This is a genomic window from Thalassovita sp. (assembly GCF_963691685.1).
In the GTDB taxonomy this organism is placed as follows: Bacteria; Pseudomonadota; Alphaproteobacteria; order Rhodobacterales; family Rhodobacteraceae; genus Thalassobius.
Genome location: NZ_OY829290.1, coordinates 1,780,251 through 1,803,160, shown reverse-complemented (window position 1 = coordinate 1,803,160; position 22,910 = coordinate 1,780,251). Strand labels below are relative to the sequence as shown.

Sequence of the window (22,910 nt, the reverse complement as noted above, 5' to 3'; positions counted from 1 at the left end):
CCTCTCAGAGAATGAGTTGCGTGCCGCTAAACGTCAGCGTTTGATTGATCATGCCCGCCGCTACTGGTGGCTGCAGGCCAGGCTTGAGCTGCATGATGCATGAGGCGCGCTTTAGCGTCACAGACGCGCCAACAGCGGCCCCTGGCAGAATGTGAGGGAAGACCTCAAAAAGCGGTGTGATGCCCCCTGCCCCGGCCACCGCTGGGGTGGTGACGCGATGCAGCGCGCGGTTTGGCTCAGCGCCGTAGTCAAAAGCCAGATAGTCGCCAATGCTCAGCGTGAATCCCTGCGGCAACCCTGACAGGCGCAGGCTTTTGTGATCCGTGCCAAAATCATGGATCAAGGACACATCGTCAAAATTGCCATCCTGGTGCGCCAGCGGAAAGGGGCGGCGCACATCATGGGCCTCAAAAGAATGCACCACCCCATGCAAAGACAAGAGCGCCATCTCGATCTCGCCCGCCTGGGCAATGGGCATCGGGGCCGTAGTGAATGCCCCTTCCCAAAGAGGATCCCCAAGGTCCTTGCCCTGTGTGCGCCCGTTTGCGCTGCGGCTCATCTCCTGGCGCATCATCGGCCAAAAGCTGCAGCTCGCCACATTACATAGGGTGAACAGGTCTGAGCGTGGAAATGCGACCATCAGGTCCTCCGCGACTGGTTAGCTTTGTGCAGGATCCCTAGCACCTTGCCGGGCAGTTGCTTTGCCTCTATGGCCAACGTCTGTTCCAGTTGCGCCAACCGGCCTGCATCAGCCCCTCGGGCATCGATCACTGGCGCATAGGTGAAGCCAGACGCGGCACCCATCTGATCAATCCGGTGATTGGGGATCACCTTCGCGCCAGCAGGCAAATTGACGATCTCGGGGCCGCGCTCGCCCACCCAGGTGAGACCGCCTCGCCAATGATCCGTGCCGAGAGCGTTCTTGCCAATCGGCGAGAACAACGGCCCATCAAACCAGGAGCTGCCGCCCAGAAGCATGGAGATCCCGCGAATGGTCAACAGCTTGATGACCTCAAGCCCGAAGGCCTTCACGGCACTCATACCTTGATCCATGTTGTTGATCAGACCTTTCATCGCGCTATCGACGCCGCTGGCGAAATCCTCCTGGATCTGCCCTGAGGCATCCAGCTCCTCTTTGATCTTGCTCAGCCCTGCGGCGGCAGATCCGGCAATCGCAGGCACATCGGCCAGCTTGTCGTTGAGCTGATCAACGCGAAGGTTATATTCCTCCTGGCTGATCGTCCCCGCAGCCTTTGCCCGTTTCAGCACATCAAGCGCCTGGGCCATCTGTGACGCTTTCGCGACAGCGGGATCCAGGGTCTTGATCAGGGTTTCCAGCTCGCTTTGGAGCGTCAGCCCTGGATTTTCAGGGCTGACTTCTGGGCGGTTTGGCACTGAACCATCGCCCCGCCCGATCCCCTGAGACGGAAACTTGCTGCGCTGGAAACCCTCAAACATCTTTTGCAGCCGCGCCATATGTTCCTCGCGGCGTTTCAGCTCAGCCTCTGCAGCAGCCGTGTTTGCCGCCATATGCTCAGCGTAGCCGGAAGGTTCGTTTGCGGTGAGCGGGTTCCGAGCCAGCAAGGCGTTGCCGGCCTTTTGTTTTGAACGCGCCAACTCCAGCTCAGCCTGCGCCGCTGCAATGGTTGCCCGCGCTTCATCAATGCGGGTGCGGATCTTCGCCTCGCCGCTTGCCACCGCGTCACGGTTTTTCATATCGACCGCTGCAATGGCCACGCTCAGATCATGCTCTGCAATTGTCAGCTCATCAGTGGCATCCTGTGCAGTGCCCATCTGGGTGGCCAGAACGCCGATCCCGCCCGCAACTGCCGCAATGGCCAGCCCGATAGGACCGGAGAAAAACGCCATCGCTGCGCCTAGCGCCACCATGGCGGCCCCGGCCACCTCAGCGTTGTCTGCCAAGACCACCAGGACGTCAGCGGCCCCTTTCACTGCATTGAGCAGTGTTGTTCCGATGTTGACAGCCACCTCCAGGAACGCCGGGTCTGACAACTTGAGGATCAGATCACCGAAGGCCTGCGAGAGCTGGAAAATCGCCGATTGCAGCGGCCCGCCTGTGGCCAGAAGCTCCTTAAAGCGCAGCGCCGCCTCCTCAAGGGCGGGCGCAACCGCGACGGCCAGTTGGTTGCGAAACCCCTCAGCAACAAAGCCGATGCGTGCCAGTGCATCGTTGGCGCGTTCGACGCTCTCAACCATGTACTGATCGAGAGCCAGCCCAAAATCCTGCACCTCCTGGCGTGCAGCCCGGATCGCATCGCCGCCCTGCATCACCAAAAGAGCCATCTCTTTGTTGCGGATCCCGAGCTGGGTCAAAATGTCGGATGTTTGCTGTGCCGATAGTCCAAATTCCTTGGCCTTGTCAGCAATGGCGGCGAGGCGCTGATCCACATCCATGCCGATCAACTCATCCGCGCTTAGCCCCAACATCTCAAGCGCATCATGGGCCGGGCCGATCCCTTCCCGCGCGGCCTTGCCAAGCATCGCACCCATGCGTTGCATCGCACCGCCGATCTGTTCCGTCGCAACCCCAGCGTCACCACCGGCGATCTGCAAGGCGCGCAGCCCATCAACCGTGCCATCAATTGACCGCGCCATCTTGCCCTGAGCATCCACAGCCTGCAGCCCCTGGCGCGCCATATGGGCCATGCCGAGCGAGGCCGCAGTAAAGGCCCCGCCAGCCGCAATGCCAGCCACCTTTGCGACATTGGCCAACCCACGCAACGTGCGCCGCACACGCGCAGCGCCCTTTTGAAGATCGCGCGGGTCAATACCGATACCGACGCGCAGATTTGTGACGGTCTTATTCACGACGACGCAGCGCCCTCTCTGGCCTTCTTCAAAGCCTCAGGATCCCCGCCAAAGGCGAGGAAGAATTGATCAATGGAAAGCGCCAGCGCCTCAGGCTCCTGGGCTTGTGACTTTGTCGCGCCACCCAGCAGCGAACGCAGCTCAGGCAATTTGGCGGCACGGGTCAGATTTGCTGTCTGCCAAGCGAGGTAGGTCAGCCGATCCATTTCAAGATCTGCGCGGCGGCGAGCACCATCCAATTCAGCGCGCAACTCGCGCGGGGTGATCTGCCAGAACCGCCCTGGCGGCAAACCGTAGGAGACATAGGTGGACAGCAGATCTAGCCAATCCCACCCGTCATCTACTTTCCCTCGCCATCGCCCTCCTGGGCCTCAGGGAACGCCATTGCAACCGCATCTGCCAGGATCTCAGTATGCCGCCCCTGCAGGGCAGCAACGATCTTACCTGCGTCCTCAAGCGTTGCGTCGGGATTGTCATCCAACATCAGCGCCCAAAAGAATTTTCGCAGCAGCAACATTTTCACATTTGGTTGGCTGACTGCCTCCAGAATTTCGGTGATGGACCGCCCGTCCAACTCCTCCAGCTCGCAGATCGAGTTGACGGTCAACCGCAGCTTTACAGGCTCCCCGTTCAGATCCACAGCGATCTCGCCGCGATGTTTGTTTGCCATGTCTTGGCCTCCTTAGATCTAAAGAAAAGGCCGGGCGTTTGGCCCGGCCTCAGTCTGTTGCGTTGTGCCCCTTAGGGTCCGGTGATCTGTGGCAAGCCGTTGGGCTGCATGGTGAAGGAACACGACAGCTTGTCGCCAGTAACTTCGCCAGGTTCCCAAGCTGTCGGAATACCGTGGAAATCGATCTGCACGCCGCCGCGATAGGTGATCCGCAAATCGATCTTGCCCGCAATGATCGCCGCCAACAGCGGATCTGCTGCGTGTGGCTTGTGGTTCAGGCCGATGTTGACAGCACCCGCATTCAGCATGCCCGCGATATACTCGCGCACATCACCGGGGCTGTTCAGATGCGAGGCATCAATCGCCTCGCGCTCGACAGACGGGGGCTTGATCGAGGTGATTTCACCAATCAGCGTGTAGGTGGTTGAGCCACCATCAACGCCGTTTCCAATCAAAATAGTGGCCCCAAGGCCCGTTTCTGCGCTGGTTACAGGCATGACCTGCCTCCTTTTGGTTAAAGTGAAGGATCGCCCGCCGTCACATTGGCCAGCAGACGATAGGAAAGCGACCGAACCCCATAAAGCACCCGGCCCGCGTCCTGCACGGTGTTGGTGGCCTCCAGGTCAATCGCATGACAGGTGCCCGACAAAAGGCCGGATCCCAAAATTTCGCGTTCAATGAGGAGCTGTAGATCATCAAGCTGATCCTGCGGATCGCCCTTGTCAGCCGCCAGCATCACGATTTCAAAGCGAGGGGTGCGATCAACGGTTTGCAGATCACGTCCAGCAACCTGTTCCCCGTTGTTGTAGATGTAGACCGCAGGCAGTTTTTCCGGTGCGACCTTCAACCCCGCAGGAGGACGCCGCAAAATCGTGACAGGCACAGGCACCTGGTCAACGACCACAGTCAGCGCCGCATTCTCCAGGAGATCCCGCAGGGCATGGCGCTGCGCCTTAACAATATGAGTTTCAGACACGGGTTAGATCTCCTCAAGATCCAGCGTCACAAGGGCGTCAGGCGCGGGGCTGGCGGGATCAGTACGCCCGTAGGCGCGATAGGTTTTGCCATCTCCGGGCAAAATATCATCACCGTCAAAGATCTGATCAGCGTCTGGGCGGTGAAGCTTGAGCTGCGGGCGTGTGACCGCAATCTCTGCGCCGCCCTCGGCAGCGACCACACCCGGAACCTGGCGAAAGATCCCGCGCACCTCATAAGGCCCACCACTTTCCGGCTGGATGGTAACGGGACCGCCAAAGATACCCGAAAGAGTCTTGGCGATCCCGCGAAACGGCCCCTGCATCGATTAGCAGATCACGCCGTCCAGCAGCACCGTGCCGGTGGCGTCAGACGAGCCCGCAGCCAAGACGACACAGCCAACCAGTTTGTTGCTGGTGGCCGTGGTGGTCAGCTTTTTCGCGGTTTCATCCCAGTAGATTTTGGCACCCACTGACCAGGACTGGCCGGTCGCTTTGGGGCCAGTGAACACGCCCTTGCGCACCAAGGTCACCGTTTCGCCAGCCTTGACTGCGCCCGATGCAACACCGAACAGCGCGCCCTTCAAGACCATTTCACCAGATGCAATATCCGCGTCAGCGGTGACTGAGATGTTGTCACCCTTTTGAACATAGTTTTTCATTTCGCGTCCTCTCAGGTTTCGCGGTTAAAGAAAACCCGTCCGAGGCAGGAACCTCGCGCGGGTGATGTTTAGAGGGGAGCCGTCAGGCCAGATCAGCCGTGGCGGTAGGAACCGCGGAACTCAGCGGCAGCACCGCCGAAGATATGGCGGGCGGTCATCTTGATCACGTCGGGGTTCATCCCCTCATTGATCACCACCGAAGGGGCCTCATAGCCGTCCAGATAAGCATGCTCCAAAGGCGGCAGGTCCGAGCTGAACAGATACCAGTGGGTATCCGACCCACCGGCAGCAGCCCCCAGGCGAGCCTCAGTTACCGGCGTCAGGGTTTTGCTAAACGGGTTGGCGTCAGCCATCTTGGTGGGCACAGCCTCGGCCACAAACTGCAGCATGGACGTTTCCAACGCAGGCGGGGCGTAGATCAGATCCGGCACAACTTCGATGAAGTCATCCTTGTCTTTGGAACCAACCGGGCGCTGTTCCCACATGGCCTTGCGGCCCTTGGCGACATTGGTGACCGTAATGCCCCCGGTGCCACCCAGGTTCTTGTGATCAGCATGGAACAAGGCCGTGCCATTGATCTCCGCATTGTCGCGGATCAACTTCCACATCACCTTGCTTTCCAGCGTCGAAGCGCGCATCGCAAAATCACCCGGCAGGCGCTCAAAGACGCCCATGTCATCGTTGATCACCGCTTTCAGGGTGATCGCCAGGTCGCGGCCATACTGCTCAACAGCCAGCTTGGTGGCTTCATCCTGCAAAACAGCACGCTGGTATTCGCCATTTTCATCAACCTTCTTAAACTCAAGATCACCACCGAAGTTGACGGAGTGCAGAGCGCGGAAATCGGTTGCAGTACGGCGGCGCGACAGCTTGCGCCAGGACTGCGGACGACGCTTATAGGACCCGCGCAGGGTCCGGTTAAGAACCTCGCCCGTGATATAGGCAAAATCACTCACACCATGTGCGCCGCCGGTCATCGAAGTTGAGATCATGCCGCGACGAATTGCCGACATTTCGTCATATCCGAAGCCACCGCCGGAAAGTTGCATGGCCAGGGATTTGAGACGCAGACCGCGATAGCTTTCCGCCGGGCCTTCCAGAGCATAAGCACCCGGATTGGCCTGGTGCATCAGAGCGCCGATCATGCCTTCCATGCGGGTATCAGTTTCATCGCGGGTGATCTGCACGCGGCGGGTCTGCGGCTGGTGACTTGCGGCAGCGGCCATCACCACTGCGCGCGCCTGGTCAACGGTGCTGCCGTTATTTACCAGGTCATCAATCGCCCCCGGCTCCATATGCATGGCGAAGGGCGCAGCCATTTCGCGGATCTCGGCGCCACGGGCACGATCAGCCGCCAGAGCGGCAGCGACCTCCGATGCGACCGTAGTTTGACCAGCCTGCATCACTGCGCCGGTTTGACCTTCTGCAGGCACGCCGTCTGCACCCGACGCAGCAGCCGCCTGCCCGCCGTCATCAGGTGCGCTGGCACCGGCAGTGCCAGCCGGTGCGGTGCCTTGATCGCCGCCTGCCATAGTGGTGGCTGCGGGATCATTCACCGGGGCACCCGTTTGGGCACCCGTCTTGGGGTTTTTCTTAACCATCTGAGGCTCTCCATTGGAAAGGGGCGCATCTGCCCCGGTTGCAGCGCCCGAGGCGCTGTTGCTGTCTGACGCCTTGGCGGCATCAAATTTCATCTGGGCGGCGCGGACCCGGCCCGCCGCCTGCATCATGGCGATCTGCGCCTTTTGGTGCATTTCTGAGGCGGGCAGTTCTGCGCCCGTTTCACAGTCAACGCTGACCCGATCCACAAAGCCCTCCTCAACCGCCTGTGAGGCCGAGAAGGTGATCCCTTTGCGCATGATCTCGCGGGCCTGCGCCTGCGTCTTGCCGGTGCGCATCGCATAGACAGAGGCATAGACCTCGGCCAAAGCCTCAAGATCCTCAAGCGTGGCCTTGATCTCGGCAGGGTTGCCATAGGCCCCGGTTGATGGGTCATGCACCAGCATGACCGATCCCAGCGACATTTCGATCTGGTCGGCGCTCAGGATCATCAACGAGGCCGCCGAATGCGCCGCCCCATGGATCTTGATTGTGACCTCACCCGGATAATCGGCAATCGCTGCACGGATGGCTTCGCCTTCGAACGGATCCCCGCCGTCGCAGTTAACCCGCAGTGTCACCGGGCCATTGTTGAACTGCCCGAGCGCCTGATTGACCATTACTGAGCTGAACAAACCTTCATCCTCAGGCCAGATCCAACGATCCCGCATGATGGTGCCAAACAACAGGATCTCGCCGCCCTGGATGAGCTTATTTCCCTTCATCGCCTTCTCCTTCGGCTGGTTCACTGGGGGATTGTTCTTGGTTGGTGCGCTTAGCCACGCGCTTGGCGCGCTCAGCGTCCCGCACTTCGTCCTCCTCGATCTCCTGATCGATGATCTCGGGATCCTGGCCCATTTCGCGGATAGATCGCTGGCGGCTGGTCAGCCCCTTGTCGATCTTCTCGATCACGGGTTTCATCTCGCGCGAGGGATCGATCATCGGACGCGCGGGCGGCGTCCAATGGATCGCAACGCCTTTGTGCGCGCCAGGCGTCAGCCGATAGGCCTGCAGCGCCCATTTCGCCACGCCATCGCAAAACTGACCAATCATGACCCGGCTCTGCCAGGTCTTGATGTTCGCATCCATTTCGATGCGACCCACCTTGGAGCTGGCGAAGTTGACCCGGCTCAGATCCCCGGCCAGCGCCTCATAGGTGATCCCCAGCCCCATCGCGATGGCGACCAGGGCAAGCCGCACAACAGCATCAAAATCGCCTACATCCGGCGGGTCAGAAAAGTTCATCTCCTGACCATCCTCAAGGTAGACAATCCCACCAGGGCGCATCTCACCCACACCAGCCGCCTTTTGCTCCTCGCTCAGGCCAGCGCCGCTTGTGCTTTTGACCACACCCACCAGCAGCGCAGAAATCTTTTGCTTGAGGAGCTGAGCCTCCAGATAGTCGCGCATCTCACCCATCGTGAGCATGACCGGCGCGAGCCAGGGAACGCCGCGTGTTTGCCCTGGGCGTTCTAGTCGCTTGATGTGCAGGACATTGTCAGCCACCCAGCGATCCGACTTGATCTTGATCTTGCGCGAGGATGAGCCGGGGTGCTGTTGATAGATGTGATAGGCAACCACATGGCCCCCATCATCATATTCAATTCCGTCGCGCACCTCATTGCCGCCCGGCCCTGTAGTGACTGTCGGATCGAGGTGATCGATTTCCAGCACCTCGATCTGAAACGGCAGATCCAGGCCAGCACGCGCCGGGCGATTGTGGCGCAGCACCAACACCTCGCCGCTCTCAAAGACGGCATCCTGCACCAAGGATTGCGCTGAGAAAATGTCGTGTTCGCCGTACTTATCCAGCGACTTGGATTTGAGGTGGCCAAGGATCCGCGTCGCAGCTTTGTCGCGCTGGCGCTTGTTTGCGCCTTGAACAGAGGGCTGGATCCCCTGCCCCACCACGTTGTTGGTGGTCACCGATTGTGCGCGCTTGGCAAAGGGCGCATTGCGCATCATATCGCGGCTGAGCTGACGCAACCGGGCGCGACCGGCCAGACTGGCTGCATCCGCATCCGTTGCCGGGGCCTTCCAGCTTTTCAGACGCGGGCCACGTCCAGCGCCGTCGAAATTCATCAAGATCCGGGCGCGCGCTTTGGCCTCGATCCGATCAAGGCCACGACGCGGCGCAACCGCCAAGATCGCCCGATCCAGCATATTCGCTGTGTTGAAATGCATCATGATCAGAGCCCCCGGCTGGTCGAAGGCACGAAGATCTGGCCGATACCTGAGGGCGCTTTGGACGGGGAAAGCGCCCGCTCGATCTCATTGCGAATGCTGCGCATATCGCTCAGGCTGCGATATTTCACCATTTCGCCCTGGATCATCGCCTGGTCAGCCCCGCTCGCAATTGCCGCGTTGATGTTGTCGAGATCGTCGTGGGAATAGGCCATCAATCACTCCAGATATGACATGCGCGTGGGCGCACGCCGTTTGGGCCGTGCGGGTTTGGGCGCGGGTTTGGTGGTTTCATCGCTCGCCTGAGCAACGGCATAGGTGTTGGCCCACCCCTCCAGCGCCCATTCAGGCAACGAGGTGGCCGAGGAGAGACGATCGAGGCCCTTGTGTTCAGCGACGGCAAGGGCATAGCTCGACAGGTCGATACTTTCGTTGCGCGGCATTCCGGGGCGCTTTTCATAGCCGGTCGACTTGCGCACCTCAGCGGTGAACTCTTTGAGGTGGTCATCTTCCATCCAGAGCGGCACTCGCTGCGATCCCGGTCCGCCCTCAGTTCGGCCAAGGGCGGCAAACAGCGTGTCCTTGTATCTGTCGGTCGCAATGTTGAGCAGCCAGATCGCGCGAGGCTTGTCACCCTTGCTGGCGCGCGAAGGCTGTTTATACCAACGCCGACCATCGACTTTGAAACCGCCATAGCCCCGAATGAAGAACCAGCGATCTTTCTCCCCATCAGCCTTGCGCGCTGACCAAAACGCATCTGCGCGGTCAGAGACGCCAGGTTCGCCGTGGAAGTCACACCCGACAGCCATAGGCATCAAAGCATGCTCCGCCCCCTCAACCGGATAGGCAAATGCCTCTGACAGCAGAGGCCGAAGGACCCCCCAATCCTCAATGAACTTTTCAGGCTGCAGCCCGCGATCCGTCGCACCTGGCGCATCTGCTGGTGGCGTATGCAGATCAAACCGATCAATCGGGACCCGTTGACCATCCAACCCAAAGGCCATGACCTGGACAACAAAGCGCCCCTTTTGCACATCAACCGCCGCGATCAGGAAACGCGCCCAGCTCGGCGCAACCTTTTTGGGGATCTCCAGCCGCGCGGCTTTCAGATCCTTGAGTGATAGCAAGGCTTCGGTTCGCATTGCCTGTGGCAGGTAGGGCCTGCCAAGATCCGTGTTGACCACGACTTTGAGCTGTTCTTCATCGCCGGTTGCCTGCAGCGCCCTCTGGGCCGTTTCGTATTTTGCAACCAGGCGCGTCCATGAGGCAAAAGCCGCTGCGGCCCCATCCAGCATGTAAGACACACGCTCGGATTTAAGCACGTCGCCGCTTTCGATCCGGGCCAGACCGCCCGCCGCCGTTTCATGCAGCCAATAGCCTTTGCGGTTCAGTGCTACCTTTTCGCTGGCCTCGATCACGCCACCGCAATCATCATGCGGGCAAACCATGTAGGCTTGTTCACCGGCCTCTGCAAGCAACAGATCCTTGTCATAGACCAGGTAGTCAAACGAAGGTGAGAACGGCTCACCGCAGCAAGGACAATCCCAATACCACCGCCCCCGCGTACCGCCGTTGTAGAGATCCACAATCCCCGCCGCTGGCGGGGCCTCATGCGGCGTTTGTGCTTGCCACTCGGGATCCGTAATCGGATGACCGGGCGAGCTTTCCGCAGCGGTCATCCCGCGAGAGCCAAGCGTTTCGTTTCGCTTGGCCCCCATGCTAAAGGGCGTCCCTTCCTTACCGATCGTCAGCGGCATCCGGTCAAGGTCTGTAAACAGCACTGTACGGATGGTGCGGCCCGAAAGGTTGGCCTTTGTCGGCGGGCCGATGGTCAGCTTTGCGCCGCCGATAAACTTCTTTGAAAGCATGTTGCGATCCGACCGGCCCATGCCCTGGCGCTTGGCCAGTTCCGGGCTGTTTTCGATCATCGGCAACAGCTCCTCATCGACCCACTTTTCAGCGGTGCTTTCTGTCATATGGGTGATATGCATCACCCCAGGATCGCAAGTGATCCCGTGATTTACCCCCTGCAGGATCACCACCGTTTTGCCTGTCCGCGCTGGACCCGCAAAAACCCACTCGCGGTAAAGCCGCGAGGCCAGCATATTGGCTGGCTCGATCATGTAGGGCGTGACCTCTGGGTCAAAGCCAGACCACCGTCCGTTTGCGTTCACCTTCATGAACCGGGTTGCAGCCGCCACGACACTCATGCGGGTTGCCGGCAACAGCGAAGCCAGACAACGCCGCAGCACATCGCGCGCAGATGTGAACGGTGGCAGCGGAGCCAACACCGGAGATTGCCCAGCCGGGCGATCAGGGATCTGCATCAGATTAAGCGCCTGTCGCCTTCATCAATCACACCCTCAACCTGCCCCAGGTGCGCCTCGCTCAGGCGATCATGCATCTCCTGCATGACACCGTCGCAATAGCCAATCGCGCGCTCGACCTGTTCAGGTGACAGGCCGAACTCGCGCTCCATCCAATCCGGCAGGCCGTCCAATGCTGAACGCACCTCGCCAAACACCGCATCCATAAGATCCACCATCTCCTCGACATGCACCAAGGCACCACGCTTTTGCGCGGCCTGCATGTGCAGCAGCTCGGCCTGTGCCATCTCTCGCATCTGGGCGGGCGTCATACCGGCGCGTTCAGATCCTGCACCAACGTTCAGATATTTGGCCCGCTCCTGCTGGACGAACAGATCCGCTGCGGCCTGTGATTGGCGCTCGCTTTCAATCTCAGCGTTGCGCCAGGCTTTGCAGTCCGACAGGTAGAACTGATAGCTTTTGCCGTTGGTGCCTTTGCTTTCCACAGGCATGCCTTTGCGGATCCACTTATCGATAGTGTTTTCCGAAACGTCGAAACAAAGGGCGATCTGCCCCCGGTTCAAAACCGGTTCATCACGGGGCGGCTCAGTCTGGGCGCCGGTCTCCTGCAGATCCTCGCGTTGATCCTGATCGATCGCCGCGCATGCATCCACCTGATCGCGCGCGCCTGCGCCCGGATCCCGCTCGCTCAAGCCTGTTCCTTTCCCGGCCTACCCTGCAGCGCCCCAGCAGGTAACAACAACATCAACCCTAATCTGCACCAAACGAGATCATGAAACTCATCAATTACACGGGGTGCGAATTACCCCCGTGAGGCCCCTCCCCAGGAAGGACCCAAAGGGGTCTATTTGGCGGTTCGGATTGCTCTTTGAAGGTGGCGGGCCAGTTTTGGTGCAAAGTCCTGGCTCACCACTCGCTCGATAGGTTTTCCCACGTTCAGCTTGGCGCGGTAGTTCGCGGCAGAGCTGGACAGGTGCAGCACCTTTTTGATCTTTCGGTCTTTGCGAGAATAAATCCCCGGAGACAGATGCCGACCCTCCCTCGCTACAAAGTAGCTCTCGCGTTTGCCGTGGCGGGCCTTGGATTTCTTTGTTTGGTTTTGCGCGCTGTCGCGCTGTGCCTTCACACCTGACAGCACCCGCTGGAGCTGACCCGGTGACACGTTGCCATATTTGTTCAGACGCATGCCCGATGCAGGCGTGACCGTGCGGAAGTGGCCCGAGTAAGGCAGACGTTTGGACAAGAGCTTTTCCAAACCCGTCTGAGGACGCACGCCCCCTTGGCTCTGGGTCTCCAGGTAGTTGCGGCGGCCTACCGCTGTCTTGCGTTCGATCAGGGCAAAGAGGTTCCGCTTACTGGCCCGGCGCAGGTAAAACGCTTTCTTGGTCCAGCGCGTGGGGTTGTCGAATGTATCCTCGATCTCTCGCTCGACTGCATTGAGCGCATCCACCCCGATCTCATTCAGGGTCAGCATCATGGCAAAGGGGATCTGGTTTGCGAAGACACGACCGACTGCCCGCTCGGCCTCTCGCGTATCAAGCTCGATCTTCACCACCGAACCCCCTTTGCCATCCCTGCATGAACCCGTGGCAGGGCCACGTAACAACAAAGGCCCGCGCGTTGCCGCCGGGCCTCTTTGGGGGTGGTGATCAATTGCAGTAGCACTGGCTTTCGCAGGGCGGCGATTGCCTGGTCGCGAAAGCTGGGGTCCTCGGTTTGCCCTTCCAGGCGCTTGGCCTGTGAGTACCTCTTTGGCAGGGACCGCATTGGATCATCCTCTTTCGCCATTACCATCGTGAATTGTATTGCGTCAACCCCCTTGAGGTTCAGGTTTGGGTTGAGGTTTGTGGCGACGGGACAGCGCGCAGCCCACCGCCTTTGAGGTCGAACAGATCCATTTCAACCGAGGTGGCCCGCCCAAAAATACTGACCAAGATCTCGGCCTGCCTGCCCCGGATCTGCTGTACCTGGGCGCTGAACCCGGAGAAAGGACCGGCGGTCACTGTCACCTCATCCCCTTCTGAAAACTCATGGCCTGTACGCATGTAGCGCGCATAGCTGTGATGCTGCCCCCGGCCCGCCCACTTGCGCATAAAACCTTTGATCGCCCGCTCGGCAATGATCGCGGGGCGTCCCTGATCGCCTAGCAGACCCTGCACTACCTCCAGCGCCATCAACTCCGGGAAGCGGTTGCGGTCATTGGCCCAGCCAACAAACATCCAGCCTGAAAGCATCGGGCGCGGGATCAGCACGCGCTCAGGCTTGCGGGGGTTCACTTGTCGCCAGACTTTTGTCATGGGCTGGAACACGCGAAAGCCTGCGCGCTGCAGGATCAGCTCTGGCACAGAAACCCGTTTGCCAGTGCCCTTGATCGCGCGTATGCAGAGATGGCCCGCCCGGTCGCGATAGGTTTCATATTCCGCGCCCATCAACGCAGTGCGCCGATTGGGGTTGCGGGGCTGGTTAACCCGCACCACAACCCAGATCAAACGCTCGCCCTCACTGCCCTGATCCATCGCCATAACTGCCTCGCTCATGTCGCTCATTGCGTTCATTGCTGCCTATTCCGCCGTTTTCATGGGGCGTAACGTTTTTTGCCTTACCGTTACGCCACCGTTACGCCCTTCGTTTCGCCCTTAAGGGCCTGTCTCTATTAATCTTTTTCGCAAAAAAGGTAGTTAAGTAACGGTGTAACGGTGTTTTTTTACAGTTCACAGGTGCGCAGCCGCATTGGGGGTTTGCCCAAGTTCACCGTTACGCCGTTACGCCCGCTATAATCTAAAAAATTGTAGTTTACTTTCAGTCTGTTATCCCCGTAACGCACGCCGTAACGGTGGCGTAGCGGTCCTTGGGAAATCGTTACACCTCGATCAGCCCATCCTCGGAAGTCTCGGACGGCTGGTAGCCCGGCAGGTGATGCGCAGGCACAATGAGGCCCCGCGCAGGCTTGCCAGCCACGCGAATGGACTTCGGGGATGGCTTGACATCGCCAATGGTATCCAGCGCGGCTCTGTGACCGCCCTTGATCCAGCCGGAGCCAGCCAGAACCCTGCTCAGCAGCGGGTTCTCTGCATTGGCGATGAACATATCGCGTTGATACCGTGGCCCCGGCTGGATCCTCACACCGATCCTGCCCAGCATGCGCTGATCATCCGGCTCTGGATCCTTTTCTGCCCTCTGGGCCTTCTGGATCAGCTCAGCGACCGTAATCCGCCCGCCATGATCCTTTTCGATCAGACCGGCAAAAATGGCGCGCAAACAACGGTCTCCATCACTCTCCTCATCGGCCTCTTGAGAGGCCGCGACAAAGGGCAGAGCGATTTTGCGCGCCAGCTCAAGCCGATCTTGGCAGGCCTCGCCGGTTTTTGGATCACACAGCGGGAGATCATGCAGCATCAAATCCCACCCGGCCAAAATCGCCCCGACAGTGTCGCCTGTGCGAGAGGGTGCGCCGAGGCTTTGCACCAGGCCATTGTAGACCTGAAACGTGCGATCCCAGCGCTGCGGGGCCAAGGTGATCATGCGCCGCCAGATCTCTGGCCCTAGCGCCTTTGCGTCCGCCTGCAGGTTGGCCAGGATCTGCGCCGCTGCCGCCGGGTTGTCGCTCGCCTGTCGCTCATTCATCGCCAGGATCACGAAACGGGATCTATCGGCAGGTGTCATATGAGCCGGGATGATTGCTGCAAGAAAACCAGCGCCATAGAGTTCAAAACTCACCCCGCCGTGGTCTGAGGTGCCGCGTTCAACCTTTGCTCCATCAGAGCCAGACATGAGCCGGAACAGCGCCACAACATCACTGATAGAGCCGTGATCATCGCCCTCAGCTTCATCAAAGATCCGGGCAATGGCCTGCCGGTTGGTGATCTGCCGGATCGAGGCGGCAGTGGCCCCGTTCTTAACCCCGGTAGACATGCCCCCCAAGAGATCCGAGACAAGTTTGGTGAGTGTGGTTTTGCCGGAACCATGCCGACCGCGAATATAGCAGTGGGTACGCCAGGATGGATATTGACCCAGCACCGCCTGGCCCACCCAGCCCATGATCGCGTCAGCATCATGTCCGCTCCCCCAACTCCACGCATCGCGGATCCGGTCACGCACGTGCGCCAGGTCCTCAGCAAGGGCCGGTCTGGCGGCTGGCGGGGGCTTGGCTGGAACAGCCGGATAGAGTGCATCACCGACCCGACGACCCCGGCGGCGCTCTCCTGATCCAACAATAATCTCTTCACCCAGATGCACCACCGGATGTTCGGTCGACCCACGCCAGGTGCCGAAATGGCGCATTGAGGTCGAAGGGTCAAAGAGCGGCAATTCAGAACAGGCCTGCATCAACACATCTGCGGCAAGGGCGGCGTTGAATCCTATGTCTTTGCTCTTTTTTGCGCCGATCATCGATAGCGAGGCCATCGGGTCCGGCGCACCCGCAAAAAGCGCCACCAGGTTGGACCGCGAGGCCATTGCCGAGGCGGTCAGCTCGGCCTTTTCTCCACGCGCGGTCAGAAAGTGAAACTTGCCATCCGCCTGGCCCAATGGCTGGACGGGAAAGCGCGGGGGCAAAATGCTGCCCACCTCATCCTCATCATCGACAAACCCGCCACCTGCATCATCATCAAGATCCGTGGCGTTGCGCAGAACCTCACCAACCCGCTCAAATCCATCATTCATTTTGTTGCCCCCATCAGCATGTCATTCAGGTCTTGGCCCTTTGCAGGCTCTACAATTTGGAACCGTTGACAGGTCGAGCACTGCGCCTTTGCACGGCGCAACCCTGCCTCTAACTTGGTTCGGGTTTCTTCAATCTTTCCATCGGCATCCATGATGAAGATGAAGCGGCGCACGCCCTCTGGCGGTACAAAGGCTCTCTCATCCTCAAGATCCGGTTGACCGAGCTGTCGCTTGCCATCCACACGCGCGAATTTGCCGTGCATGTGGCCAAGGCTGATCCCCGCCCAATAGGCCGTGTCCGGCCCGAAGATCTCGCGACCGGCAATGGCGGCAGTGAGGGTGGTTTCGATCCCCTCACCCATCACCAGGGTTGTGAACTTTGGCGGGGTGATCAGCCGGATCGCGCCCCGCCGCTGTGATCCGCGGGTCAGCTTGTTTGTCTGGCGCACGCCATCCAACAGGATCTCGGGCTTGCCTTTAGGGCGGCTCAGATCAAACCAGGTTTGATGCAGGCAGCGGAACTTTCCATCATCGCCCTGGATCGCCGCTAGCATCACCGGGCCCCGGTGCAGCTCCAGCGTGCGCCAGCGTCCGTCAATCTTGCGGCGCAGCTCATAAGGATAATCCGGCAGGTAGCGCAGCACCACGGGCAGATCCCGAAGCGCCCGGCGCGAGATCCCACGCAGTGCCAAATAGTCACGAAGCGGGGCGCGATCCTCGCCGCGCGCGCGCATCCATTGGCCACGCGCCAATTCAATCGCCTCCTGGCGACGGTTGGCTTTGTTCCGCTCGGCCTGATCATTCCGGCGCTTTCGGGCAGCGCGCTGGCGCTCGAGCTCGGCCTCAGTCACGGTGTAAGACACATCGCCCACGAGGTAGCGAACCGCCTCTTTGAAGCTCACACCCTGCACCACCATCACCAGGTCGATGGCCCCGCTGCCTTTGGCGTCATCGCAGCCCTTGCGGCAGAAAAAACCGCCATCGCTCAAGTTGATGTTGAACCGATCGACCGGCCCAGATCCGGGCGTGTGCCCAGCAGATCCACACTTGGGGCAGGCTCCTGACGCCCAACCGCTGGCCGTGATCAATTCAAGGTCAAGCCGTTCGGCAACCAGCTCAATCCGCATATCGCGGCATTGCTCAATCGCGGCTTTGAAGGCCAAGTTTCGGGGGTGCTGAGGGGACCGGCGATCAGCCATCCCGTGCACCCCCCGTAACATCGCGCCACTCAAGATCCAGATCACCCAAACGAGTGCGGAAAAACCGTTTCACCTCATAACTCAGTCGCGCCTCAGCAGCGTTGCGTTTATTGGCCCCGCGCGCTTGTGCGTAGGCCCCCGCAGCATCGGCTACACGTTGAAAACCCTGGGGCACATCCTGCAAGTATGGATCAACCTCTTTCATCATGCGCTGCATCATCTTGGCATCCGCATCATCAAAACCGGTGAGGCTGACAACCGTCGCGATGTGCAGGCACATCTGGCGGGCAAGAACGTCGGTGGTTTTGTCCGATGCGGTCATGCCAGATCCGCCCGTTGCTGCCAGTCAAATTCGGCCTGCATTTGATCCAACACCCGCTTAGGCGCGCGCGGATCGACGGCAGGGCACCATTCCAAAATGAAATCCTGCAGGCCCGCCCCAGCGGTTGCGGGATCCCGATCGCATCCTGCCATAAATGCCTGGACCGCCGCGCGGGCCTCTGGATCCTCTGGCACCCAAGCCAGCAGCGCAGCGTATAAATCCAATCTGTCCGGCGTGCGCAGGTATCGTGCCCGCGCCTTAAGGGCGACAGCGGTTGCCGCCAGACCAAAGGCTACTCTCGGATCAGCCTCACTCATGGCGCGCCCTCGCTTCTTCGCTTGCGGAGATCCGCGCCTGCAGCAAGGCCGTTGAGGCAGCACCGACATAGCGGCGACCGGCACGCGCCAGGGCGATCCGGGCCGGGTCCTCTGCCTCATACTTCCCAACCCGATAGGCCAGCTGTGCCGGCGCGATTTTTTCTCCAAAGGCCCGCAGGTCGCGCCGGTCGCGATCCCGGCATGCCGAGGAACAATAGATCTGCCACTCGCGCGCAGGCGCGAAGGGCTTAGAGCAGTACGGAAGCGCGCAAATTCCGGGCGTGTGCAGGGGGTGATCGCGCAGCTCACGGAAAGCGACCTCGCTGAACGCTTCCAGGTCAAGATGCAGGCCCCGCGCATTCGCGGTCGGTGGTGCTGGCTTGGTCATGGTGCCAAACCCCCTCTAGCAGGCCTCTAGGCGGCTTTTTTTGAAATCCACATCTTCACAGGTCGGCAGTTCAAGCGCGCGCTGATGGGCCCGCAGTGTGCCGACGTAGAACTCGCCCATTTGGGATGAGGAGAAAGGCAGGGCGCGCTTGGCCACCGGGGGAAATGCGACCAAGAAGTGATTGGGGTGATGGATCATTTGGCTGCCCCCTTAAAAGGCAGATCTGGCATCGGCACTGCATCAATGTCAGAGACATCGATCCCAAGCTTACGACACTCGACCCGGCGCTGTTTGTGTTGACGATGCCAAAGGTCGAGGGACTTGGCCGAAACACGAAGCCCCTGCGCGCGTGCAAATTTAGTTGTCAGCAAATCATATGCGCGCGGAATTTCACCTCGACGACACCATGACCATGCGGTGACATAGTTCACGCCATAAGCGTTTTCGATTTCACCGATGGTTGCCCAAAGTTCGAAATATCGTTTATCCATAATTTGCAATTTATACATTTTGAATTATCAAGCAATACAAAATGTATAAATTTTCGCACTATGTACGATCACATGGACATTTCGAATAGACTTCGCCAAGCACGCATTGATGCAGGGTTCCGCTCAGCCTCTGAGGCGAGCAACCGCTTCGGGTGGACGGCACCAACGTATTCCGCTCACGAAAACGGTAGCCGCGCGCCAAAACCAAAGGACATCGAAAAGTACGCAACTGCGTTTCGAGCGGACCCATGTTTCATCACGTTTGGAATTGAACATCAGCCGGAGCGTGTCGCGGGAATTGGAGACAGCGCACTGCGTCAGGTGATCGAGTTTGTGATGGAACACGACGGAGCACGAACAGCTCCGCCGCGAGAAATTGCAGATCTAATTATCGATCTATGCCATTACGTATCTCAATCGGGCGAAGCCGGGCTGGGCGAAATTGTAAACTTCGAGATGCGCCGCCGCGCCGCTCAATCAAAATAGCATTCGCTTCGAGTTTCTCACTTAGCTTTCCGAGGTCAAGACACAGATAACCCACCTCTTTTGCCGAGAACTTGCCGATCACCCGTTCGCGATGGACCAAGGGTTCCAACCCCAAAGCTGCATAGGTTCTCCTGACCGGGTTCTTTACCCAAGCCCAGACACAAATACTTTCCCATCCAAATTTGTGTGCGTGATCAATCATCTCGATCATCATCTGGGGTCCAGCACTCGACCGCCTTGCCTCAGGCAAAAAATAGCAGGCATGCAGCTCTGCTTCAGCCAATGGCATATCGGGATCGTTGTTTCTCATTGTGTAAGAGAAACCCTTAACTTCCCCGTCAATCTCCAGGGCCAACACAATGCCATCATTGTGATCCGCAATCCGCTTCCGCCAATGCATCCTGCGATGCTCTACCCCTCGCAACTTATGAAGCCCCTTCGGCAAGTAGGGATAGCATTCTGTCCAGCAATTAACGTGTATCTGCGCGATCCCCTCTACATCTCGCATAGAAGCAGGTCGTATTTTATACATTTTGTCGATTCCTTGTGATATGCATTGCTCCAACCATACAACTCAAAGAAGGGCAGAACTCATGAAGCATGCAGATCCCATTCAGCTGAGAGAAAGGCTGGAAGGCCTCGGGAGCCGTAGGAGGACGAACGATCGCGAGAAGGCAAAGGCAACTTCTGCTATGCTCTTGCTTGCTACTTTTGCGTTAGGTGCTGCGTTGTCTGCGGCCGGATTTCTCCTGATCTTGGAACCGAGCGCACAACTCAGCCAAGATGGGATTGATTGGCTCGCCCTTGAGATCGCAGAGAAGCACGATATACCGCCCTCAGCAGGGATGCGGCTGATCGAGGAGCGGATCTTTCAGAATTGGGGAGCACCCCTAACGATTGGCCACTGAAAAGGGCTGCTCAATTGAGCAGCCCTTTTCAGTGAGAAGTGAGAAACTTACATCTTTATCGGCGTTGCTTCATAAAACACAAAGACTAAGTCGGTCGACGCCGAACGTTTCCAGTGAACCGAAACATCCATCCCCCTTACTGTGAGCTCAACCATCCCGTAATGCCCGGTAAACTCAAGCCTTGCGACGATCGCCTCATTAATCTCCGACATGAAGTGGTTTGACACTAACACTTCGCCGCCCTTCGCAAGAAGCACACCACAGAACCCGCAGGTTTCGACTTTCGGCAAGAGCGCCTCAGGATCGGCCATCAGTGCGACGACTTCCTGGAAGCGGCCATTCCCGTTTGGCACTGCCATCGTAAGCGGGATCGTTACCCGGCCCGACTGTTTGGCAACGATCGGACTATTAACGATCATCTGTTTGGAAGCTGCATTTGTAGTCGAGGAAAAATACGCCCGTCTAGACAGATCCGAAGCTCCCAAGAACTTAACCATATTGAAGCTGTCAAAACGTAGCTGCCCCTCGTTATCGATTGCCAAGATCGACCTAAACGGAGGCGCCTTATTAAGAATGCGCGCCAACGCCCTATGACCTTGGACCGATCCAATGTCAGGGTTAGACGCGACAAAGTCTGCCGCCGAACGCAAAATGTGTTCGGCCAACATCAACCGAGCTTCACCCACTTCGGCCACAAAATCTACTGTTGCGCGAGCGCTGGGATTGCCAGTTGCCGCTCCCGAAAAGAGAAAAAAACAAAAAATCAGTCTGAGTACCGACATAATTACCCCGGCATATCTTCCAGTTTTTTCTACTCTAAGCTTGATAGTCGGCATAGTATTTTTTCCTGGCTCACTACATCTACAGTTGTATTATACATTTCGCATTGACCAATCAATGCAAAATGTATAACTTCAGCATTGTGCATTTGCCGGAGACCCATTTTATGACACCACTTTCCCAAACCGATGCCGCATTGACCCCGGCTGAGCTGGTCACAGACGAGATCCTTGAACGCCTTGAAACGGGCGGATCTGAGCGGCTGCTAGGCGAGATCTCAGCAGAGGACCAATCCACTCTCGCAATGCTTTTGCCAGACATGTGCCAAGAGCTGCGTGCGCTACGCCGCATCACACAGGCGCTCACCCGCGCCTGATCCACCACCAAAAATCTAATCAATTCGAATTGGAGATCTCATGTTCTACCAAACCCAAAAGTGCGCTCTGTTCATTGATGGCCAAAGCCTTTTCTATGCTTGTCGTGAGTTGGGCTTTGCTGTCGACTACCAGGCCCTGCGCAACTACTTCGCAGAGGCAACGATGCTTGCGCGCGCCAAATTCTACGCGCTCGACCGCGTAGAGGATGGCCAGTCCCCGCTGCGCCGCACCGTTGATTGGCTCACTCACAACGGCTTCAGTCCGGTGATCCTCGATCAGCCCACTGTCGAATGCACCGGAGCAGTAAAACACCGCCAGGCAGTCTTGAATGGACACAAGGCGGTTGACGCCCTGTCGATGGGTGGAGCCATCGATCACGCGGTTTTCATCGACAACAGCCCCTCCCTGATCCCCGTTATTGCAGCGCTCCAGGCGCAAGGGATCACCGTCACCGTGATTTCCACGATTAAAACCGATGTGCCCATGATCGGCCAAGATCTGCGCAGGACTGCTGATCACTTCCTCGATGTGAATGATCTCGCCCAATCAATCCAGTTTGAACCGGCACGCACATCCGTCGCCTAACCCTATCGCCTCTTTCTGGCCCTGCCGTTGCGGGGCCAGCGACGGACGATAGGTCCGACCACCCAAACAAAGGAGACCACTATGGGTCACGTAGAAATCAAAACCGGCGCAGCAATGGACGCCAAGACACCCGTAACCGACAGCGCGATGAAAACCGTGCGTCTCCGCTTCAATCCCTCATCCCTGCCCCAGGTTGACCGGATCAAGTCGCTGGCAGCCGCGCTCATCTCAGAGTGTGAACAGATCAGAGATCAAGGCGAGAGCGGCGCGCGCGAAGCCACAATTGCAATCACTGAAGTTCAGGGTGCCTGCATGTTTGCGGTTTCAGCAGCCACTGCCCACTTGGCCTGACGTCTCTTTCTGGCCCTGCCGGTGCGGGGCCAGCGAGGTGCGCCGGGAGAGCCACCATGTTTGACGGCTTATGTTCAGCAGCAGACCTCGCACAGGCCACGTGCGACCAGGTCCACCATTGCCCACCGAACATGGAAAGCATCGCAGAACCTTCACAACGCCAAGAAGCACCCAAGGTCTCCACTCATGAAAGCCACAATTGAACACCTGCGCGCCAACTACAATAAGGCCAGGGCCCGGGCCGAGAGTGCGCTGCAGGAGCGTGAACGAGCATTCTTGCAGCTACGCGAAGCCGAGATCGCCGAACAAGGCTGCAAGGTCTCGGGCTTCACCATCAACGCCTGCGAAACCTGCGGGCGCGACGAAAGCGAATTTGAAACCTGCCCTCATTGGCCAAAGGAGCAAGGACCATGACGAAATTCTCTGGAAGGACCTTTATCTCCTCTGAGGGCGCCACAGAGCTAGAGAGCATCCGTGTCTCATTTACAGAAAACACCACACCTGGCGCACCGCCCGTTGCCCTGTTAGCGCGGCTGCCGAGTGACGACTGCGGCTGCCCAGAGGAGCTTTGGCGAATTGATGGGCTGTTACTTCTCATCCATTTCGAAGCCGACAGAGAGGGCGAAGCGGTCCTCTATGCAGGTGACTGGGAACAGGAAACCAGCATCGAGGCGCGATCACTGGATGATCTGCGCGCGAAAGCAATCCAATGGCACGCCGATATTGTCGATTTTTCAGAGGGGAACTGATATGCCGAAAGCATGGGCAACCCAAGTTGAAATCCATCGCGCCCTCAAGG

The 22,910-nt window shown here is 58.8% G+C and carries 30 protein-coding genes; 7 read left to right on the top strand and 23 right to left on the bottom strand.

Annotated features, from left to right (window positions below):
- Positions 1-4: 4 nt before the first annotated feature.
- The 21 genes from ACORLH_RS08780 to ACORLH_RS08680 form a co-directional block, all read right to left on the bottom strand.
- Complete coding sequence (locus ACORLH_RS08780) at positions 5-559, bottom strand: hypothetical protein (protein ID WP_321832317.1); 555 nt, start codon at positions 557-559, stop codon at positions 5-7.
- A gap of 80 nt (positions 560-639) precedes the next feature.
- Positions 640-2,829 carry a hypothetical protein gene (locus tag ACORLH_RS08775; protein WP_321832316.1) on the bottom strand — a complete coding sequence of 730 codons (2,190 nt, stop codon included), beginning with the start codon at positions 2,827-2,829 and terminating at the stop codon, positions 640-642.
- On the bottom strand, positions 2,826-3,119 hold the full coding sequence (locus ACORLH_RS08770; protein ID WP_321832315.1) for a phage tail assembly chaperone: 294 nt from the start codon (positions 3,117-3,119) through the stop codon (positions 2,826-2,828). The genes ACORLH_RS08775 and ACORLH_RS08770 overlap by 4 nt, the downstream gene beginning before the upstream one ends.
- Before the next feature lie 50 nt (positions 3,120-3,169).
- Positions 3,170-3,499, bottom strand: a complete 330-nt coding sequence (locus ACORLH_RS08765) for a GTA-gp10 family protein (protein WP_321832313.1) — start codon at positions 3,497-3,499, stop codon at positions 3,170-3,172.
- Positions 3,500-3,570: 71 nt separating this feature from the next.
- Positions 3,571-3,996 carry a phage tail tube protein gene (locus tag ACORLH_RS08760; protein WP_321832312.1) on the bottom strand — a complete coding sequence of 142 codons (426 nt, stop codon included), beginning with the start codon at positions 3,994-3,996 and terminating at the stop codon, positions 3,571-3,573.
- A 17-nt stretch (positions 3,997-4,013) separates the two neighbouring features.
- The gene (locus ACORLH_RS08755; protein WP_321832309.1) at positions 4,014-4,475 is read right to left on the bottom strand and encodes a hypothetical protein; all 462 of its coding nucleotides are present in this window, start codon (positions 4,473-4,475) and stop codon (positions 4,014-4,016) included.
- A gap of 3 nt (positions 4,476-4,478) precedes the next feature.
- A complete protein-coding gene (locus tag ACORLH_RS08750) occupies positions 4,479-4,799 on the bottom strand; it encodes a head-tail joining protein (RefSeq protein ID WP_321832307.1) in 321 nt (106 codons plus the stop codon).
- Positions 4,800-4,802: 3 nt separating this feature from the next.
- Complete coding sequence (locus ACORLH_RS08745; RefSeq protein ID WP_321832305.1) at positions 4,803-5,135, bottom strand: DUF2190 family protein; 333 nt, start codon at positions 5,133-5,135, stop codon at positions 4,803-4,805.
- Between the two features lie 92 nt (positions 5,136-5,227).
- Positions 5,228-7,459, bottom strand: coding sequence for a head maturation protease, ClpP-related (locus tag ACORLH_RS08740; RefSeq protein ID WP_321832304.1), 2,232 nt, complete (start codon positions 7,457-7,459; stop codon positions 5,228-5,230).
- Complete coding sequence (locus tag ACORLH_RS08735) at positions 7,446-8,921, bottom strand: phage portal protein (RefSeq protein WP_321832303.1); 1,476 nt, start codon at positions 8,919-8,921, stop codon at positions 7,446-7,448. Before ACORLH_RS08735 ends, ACORLH_RS08740 begins: the two co-directional genes overlap by 14 nt.
- 2 nt (positions 8,922-8,923) lie before the next feature.
- Positions 8,924-9,133 carry a phage head-tail joining protein gene (locus tag ACORLH_RS08730; RefSeq protein WP_321832301.1) on the bottom strand — a complete coding sequence of 70 codons (210 nt, stop codon included), beginning with the start codon at positions 9,131-9,133 and terminating at the stop codon, positions 8,924-8,926.
- A gap of 3 nt (positions 9,134-9,136) precedes the next feature.
- Positions 9,137-11,245 carry a phage terminase large subunit family protein gene (locus tag ACORLH_RS08725; RefSeq protein ID WP_321832300.1) on the bottom strand — a complete coding sequence of 703 codons (2,109 nt, stop codon included), beginning with the start codon at positions 11,243-11,245 and terminating at the stop codon, positions 9,137-9,139.
- Positions 11,245-11,937: a terminase small subunit gene (locus ACORLH_RS08720; RefSeq protein ID WP_321832299.1), complete on the bottom strand. Its 693-nt coding sequence runs from the start codon at positions 11,935-11,937 to the stop codon at positions 11,245-11,247. Before ACORLH_RS08720 ends, ACORLH_RS08725 begins: the two co-directional genes overlap by 1 nt.
- Positions 11,938-12,089: 152 nt before the next feature.
- Positions 12,090-12,797 carry a hypothetical protein gene (locus ACORLH_RS08715; protein WP_321832298.1) on the bottom strand — a complete coding sequence of 236 codons (708 nt, stop codon included), beginning with the start codon at positions 12,795-12,797 and terminating at the stop codon, positions 12,090-12,092.
- A gap of 274 nt (positions 12,798-13,071) precedes the next feature.
- Positions 13,072-13,791 (bottom strand): transcription termination/antitermination protein NusG, encoded by a 720-nt coding sequence (nusG, locus tag ACORLH_RS08710; protein WP_321832297.1) that lies wholly within the window; start codon positions 13,789-13,791, stop codon positions 13,072-13,074.
- Positions 13,792-14,104: 313 nt separating this feature from the next.
- Entirely contained in the window at positions 14,105-15,907 is a 1,803-nt protein-coding gene (locus tag ACORLH_RS08705) for a hypothetical protein (protein WP_321832296.1), read from the bottom strand.
- Positions 15,904-17,106, bottom strand: a complete 1,203-nt coding sequence (locus ACORLH_RS08700; protein ID WP_321832295.1) for a DUF7146 domain-containing protein — start codon at positions 17,104-17,106, stop codon at positions 15,904-15,906. Before ACORLH_RS08700 ends, ACORLH_RS08705 begins: the two co-directional genes overlap by 4 nt.
- Complete coding sequence (locus ACORLH_RS08695; protein WP_321832294.1) at positions 17,099-17,428, bottom strand: hypothetical protein; 330 nt, start codon at positions 17,426-17,428, stop codon at positions 17,099-17,101. Before ACORLH_RS08695 ends, ACORLH_RS08700 begins: the two co-directional genes overlap by 8 nt.
- On the bottom strand, positions 17,425-17,745 hold the full coding sequence (locus tag ACORLH_RS08690) for a hypothetical protein (RefSeq protein WP_321832293.1): 321 nt from the start codon (positions 17,743-17,745) through the stop codon (positions 17,425-17,427). The genes ACORLH_RS08695 and ACORLH_RS08690 overlap by 4 nt, the downstream gene beginning before the upstream one ends.
- Positions 17,738-18,133, bottom strand: coding sequence for a hypothetical protein (locus tag ACORLH_RS08685; RefSeq protein WP_321832292.1), 396 nt, complete (start codon positions 18,131-18,133; stop codon positions 17,738-17,740). Before ACORLH_RS08685 ends, ACORLH_RS08690 begins: the two co-directional genes overlap by 8 nt.
- Positions 18,134-18,327: 194 nt before the next feature.
- Positions 18,328-18,642, bottom strand: coding sequence for a hypothetical protein (locus ACORLH_RS08680; protein ID WP_321832291.1), 315 nt, complete (start codon positions 18,640-18,642; stop codon positions 18,328-18,330).
- Positions 18,643-18,684: 42 nt separating this feature from the next.
- On the opposite strand from ACORLH_RS08680, the gene ACORLH_RS08675 reads away from it, so the two are divergent.
- Positions 18,685-19,110, top strand: a complete 426-nt coding sequence (locus ACORLH_RS08675) for a helix-turn-helix domain-containing protein (RefSeq protein ID WP_420719813.1) — start codon at positions 18,685-18,687, stop codon at positions 19,108-19,110.
- Here ACORLH_RS08675 and ACORLH_RS08670 read toward each other — a convergent pair.
- Complete coding sequence (locus ACORLH_RS08670) at positions 19,013-19,642, bottom strand: GNAT family N-acetyltransferase (protein ID WP_321832290.1); 630 nt, start codon at positions 19,640-19,642, stop codon at positions 19,013-19,015. The genes ACORLH_RS08675 and ACORLH_RS08670 overlap by 98 nt on opposite strands.
- 61 nt (positions 19,643-19,703) lie before the next feature.
- Here ACORLH_RS08670 and ACORLH_RS08665 point away from each other — a divergent pair, with 61 nt between their 5' ends.
- Complete coding sequence (locus tag ACORLH_RS08665) at positions 19,704-20,018, top strand: hypothetical protein (protein WP_321832288.1); 315 nt, start codon at positions 19,704-19,706, stop codon at positions 20,016-20,018.
- Positions 20,019-20,065: 47 nt separating this feature from the next.
- On the opposite strand, the gene ACORLH_RS08660 is transcribed toward ACORLH_RS08665, so the two are convergent.
- Positions 20,066-20,854, bottom strand: coding sequence for a hypothetical protein (locus ACORLH_RS08660; protein WP_321832287.1), 789 nt, complete (start codon positions 20,852-20,854; stop codon positions 20,066-20,068).
- A gap of 110 nt (positions 20,855-20,964) precedes the next feature.
- Here ACORLH_RS08660 and ACORLH_RS08655 point away from each other — a divergent pair, with 110 nt between their 5' ends.
- The 5 genes from ACORLH_RS08655 to ACORLH_RS08635 all read left to right on the top strand — a co-directional run bounded on the left by ACORLH_RS08655 (position 20,965) and on the right by ACORLH_RS08635 (position 22,860).
- On the top strand, positions 20,965-21,174 hold the full coding sequence (locus ACORLH_RS08655) for a hypothetical protein (RefSeq protein WP_321832286.1): 210 nt from the start codon (positions 20,965-20,967) through the stop codon (positions 21,172-21,174).
- A 40-nt stretch (positions 21,175-21,214) separates the two neighbouring features.
- Positions 21,215-21,760, top strand: coding sequence for an NYN domain-containing protein (locus ACORLH_RS08650; RefSeq protein ID WP_321832285.1), 546 nt, complete (start codon positions 21,215-21,217; stop codon positions 21,758-21,760).
- A gap of 81 nt (positions 21,761-21,841) precedes the next feature.
- A complete protein-coding gene (locus ACORLH_RS08645; RefSeq protein WP_321832284.1) occupies positions 21,842-22,111 on the top strand; it encodes a DUF7681 family protein in 270 nt (89 codons plus the stop codon).
- A gap of 186 nt (positions 22,112-22,297) precedes the next feature.
- Entirely contained in the window at positions 22,298-22,525 is a 228-nt protein-coding gene (locus ACORLH_RS08640; protein ID WP_321832283.1) for a hypothetical protein, read from the top strand.
- Positions 22,522-22,860, top strand: coding sequence for a hypothetical protein (locus tag ACORLH_RS08635; RefSeq protein ID WP_321832282.1), 339 nt, complete (start codon positions 22,522-22,524; stop codon positions 22,858-22,860). Before ACORLH_RS08640 ends, ACORLH_RS08635 begins: the two co-directional genes overlap by 4 nt.
- Positions 22,861-22,910 lie beyond the last annotated feature (50 nt).

What these genes read in the sequence shown, in the direction of transcription:
- ACORLH_RS08655 (WP_321832286.1), top strand. Translation starts at nt 20,965, where the DNA reads ATGACACCACTTTCCCAAACCGATGCCGCATTGACCCCGGCTGAGCTG.
- ACORLH_RS08765 (WP_321832313.1), bottom strand. Translation starts at nt 3,499, where the DNA reads ATGGCAAACAAACATCGCGGCGAGATCGCTGTGGATCTGAACGGGGAG.
- ACORLH_RS08735 (WP_321832303.1), bottom strand. Translation starts at nt 8,921, where the DNA reads ATGATGCATTTCAACACAGCGAATATGCTGGATCGGGCGATCTTGGCG.
- ACORLH_RS08690 (WP_321832293.1), bottom strand. Translation starts at nt 17,745, where the DNA reads ATGAGTGAGGCTGATCCGAGAGTAGCCTTTGGTCTGGCGGCAACCGCT.
- ACORLH_RS08740 (WP_321832304.1), bottom strand. Translation starts at nt 7,459, where the DNA reads ATGAAGGGAAATAAGCTCATCCAGGGCGGCGAGATCCTGTTGTTTGGC.
- nusG (WP_321832297.1), bottom strand. Translation starts at nt 13,791, where the DNA reads ATGAGCGACATGAGCGAGGCAGTTATGGCGATGGATCAGGGCAGTGAG.
- ACORLH_RS08670 (WP_321832290.1), bottom strand. Translation starts at nt 19,642, where the DNA reads ATGTATAAAATACGACCTGCTTCTATGCGAGATGTAGAGGGGATCGCG.
- ACORLH_RS08650 (WP_321832285.1), top strand. Translation starts at nt 21,215, where the DNA reads ATGTTCTACCAAACCCAAAAGTGCGCTCTGTTCATTGATGGCCAAAGC.
- ACORLH_RS08640 (WP_321832283.1), top strand. Translation starts at nt 22,298, where the DNA reads ATGAAAGCCACAATTGAACACCTGCGCGCCAACTACAATAAGGCCAGG.
- ACORLH_RS08705 (WP_321832296.1), bottom strand. Translation starts at nt 15,907, where the DNA reads ATGAATGATGGATTTGAGCGGGTTGGTGAGGTTCTGCGCAACGCCACG.
- ACORLH_RS08645 (WP_321832284.1), top strand. Translation starts at nt 21,842, where the DNA reads ATGGGTCACGTAGAAATCAAAACCGGCGCAGCAATGGACGCCAAGACA.
- ACORLH_RS08750 (WP_321832307.1), bottom strand. Translation starts at nt 4,799, where the DNA reads ATGCAGGGGCCGTTTCGCGGGATCGCCAAGACTCTTTCGGGTATCTTT.
- ACORLH_RS08680 (WP_321832291.1), bottom strand. Translation starts at nt 18,642, where the DNA reads ATGTATAAATTGCAAATTATGGATAAACGATATTTCGAACTTTGGGCA.
- ACORLH_RS08700 (WP_321832295.1), bottom strand. Translation starts at nt 17,106, where the DNA reads ATGGCTGATCGCCGGTCCCCTCAGCACCCCCGAAACTTGGCCTTCAAA.
- ACORLH_RS08725 (WP_321832300.1), bottom strand. Translation starts at nt 11,245, where the DNA reads ATGCAGATCCCTGATCGCCCGGCTGGGCAATCTCCGGTGTTGGCTCCG.
- ACORLH_RS08730 (WP_321832301.1), bottom strand. Translation starts at nt 9,133, where the DNA reads ATGGCCTATTCCCACGACGATCTCGACAACATCAACGCGGCAATTGCG.
- ACORLH_RS08635 (WP_321832282.1), top strand. Translation starts at nt 22,522, where the DNA reads ATGACGAAATTCTCTGGAAGGACCTTTATCTCCTCTGAGGGCGCCACA.
- ACORLH_RS08660 (WP_321832287.1), bottom strand. Translation starts at nt 20,854, where the DNA reads ATGCCGACTATCAAGCTTAGAGTAGAAAAAACTGGAAGATATGCCGGG.
- ACORLH_RS08675 (WP_420719813.1), top strand. Translation starts at nt 18,685, where the DNA reads ATGTACGATCACATGGACATTTCGAATAGACTTCGCCAAGCACGCATT.
- ACORLH_RS08685 (WP_321832292.1), bottom strand. Translation starts at nt 18,133, where the DNA reads ATGACCAAGCCAGCACCACCGACCGCGAATGCGCGGGGCCTGCATCTT.
- ACORLH_RS08780 (WP_321832317.1), bottom strand. Translation starts at nt 559, where the DNA reads ATGAGCCGCAGCGCAAACGGGCGCACACAGGGCAAGGACCTTGGGGAT.
- ACORLH_RS08695 (WP_321832294.1), bottom strand. Translation starts at nt 17,428, where the DNA reads ATGACCGCATCGGACAAAACCACCGACGTTCTTGCCCGCCAGATGTGC.
- ACORLH_RS08745 (WP_321832305.1), bottom strand. Translation starts at nt 5,135, where the DNA reads ATGAAAAACTATGTTCAAAAGGGTGACAACATCTCAGTCACCGCTGAC.
- ACORLH_RS08665 (WP_321832288.1), top strand. Translation starts at nt 19,704, where the DNA reads ATGAAGCATGCAGATCCCATTCAGCTGAGAGAAAGGCTGGAAGGCCTC.
- ACORLH_RS08760 (WP_321832312.1), bottom strand. Translation starts at nt 3,996, where the DNA reads ATGCCTGTAACCAGCGCAGAAACGGGCCTTGGGGCCACTATTTTGATT.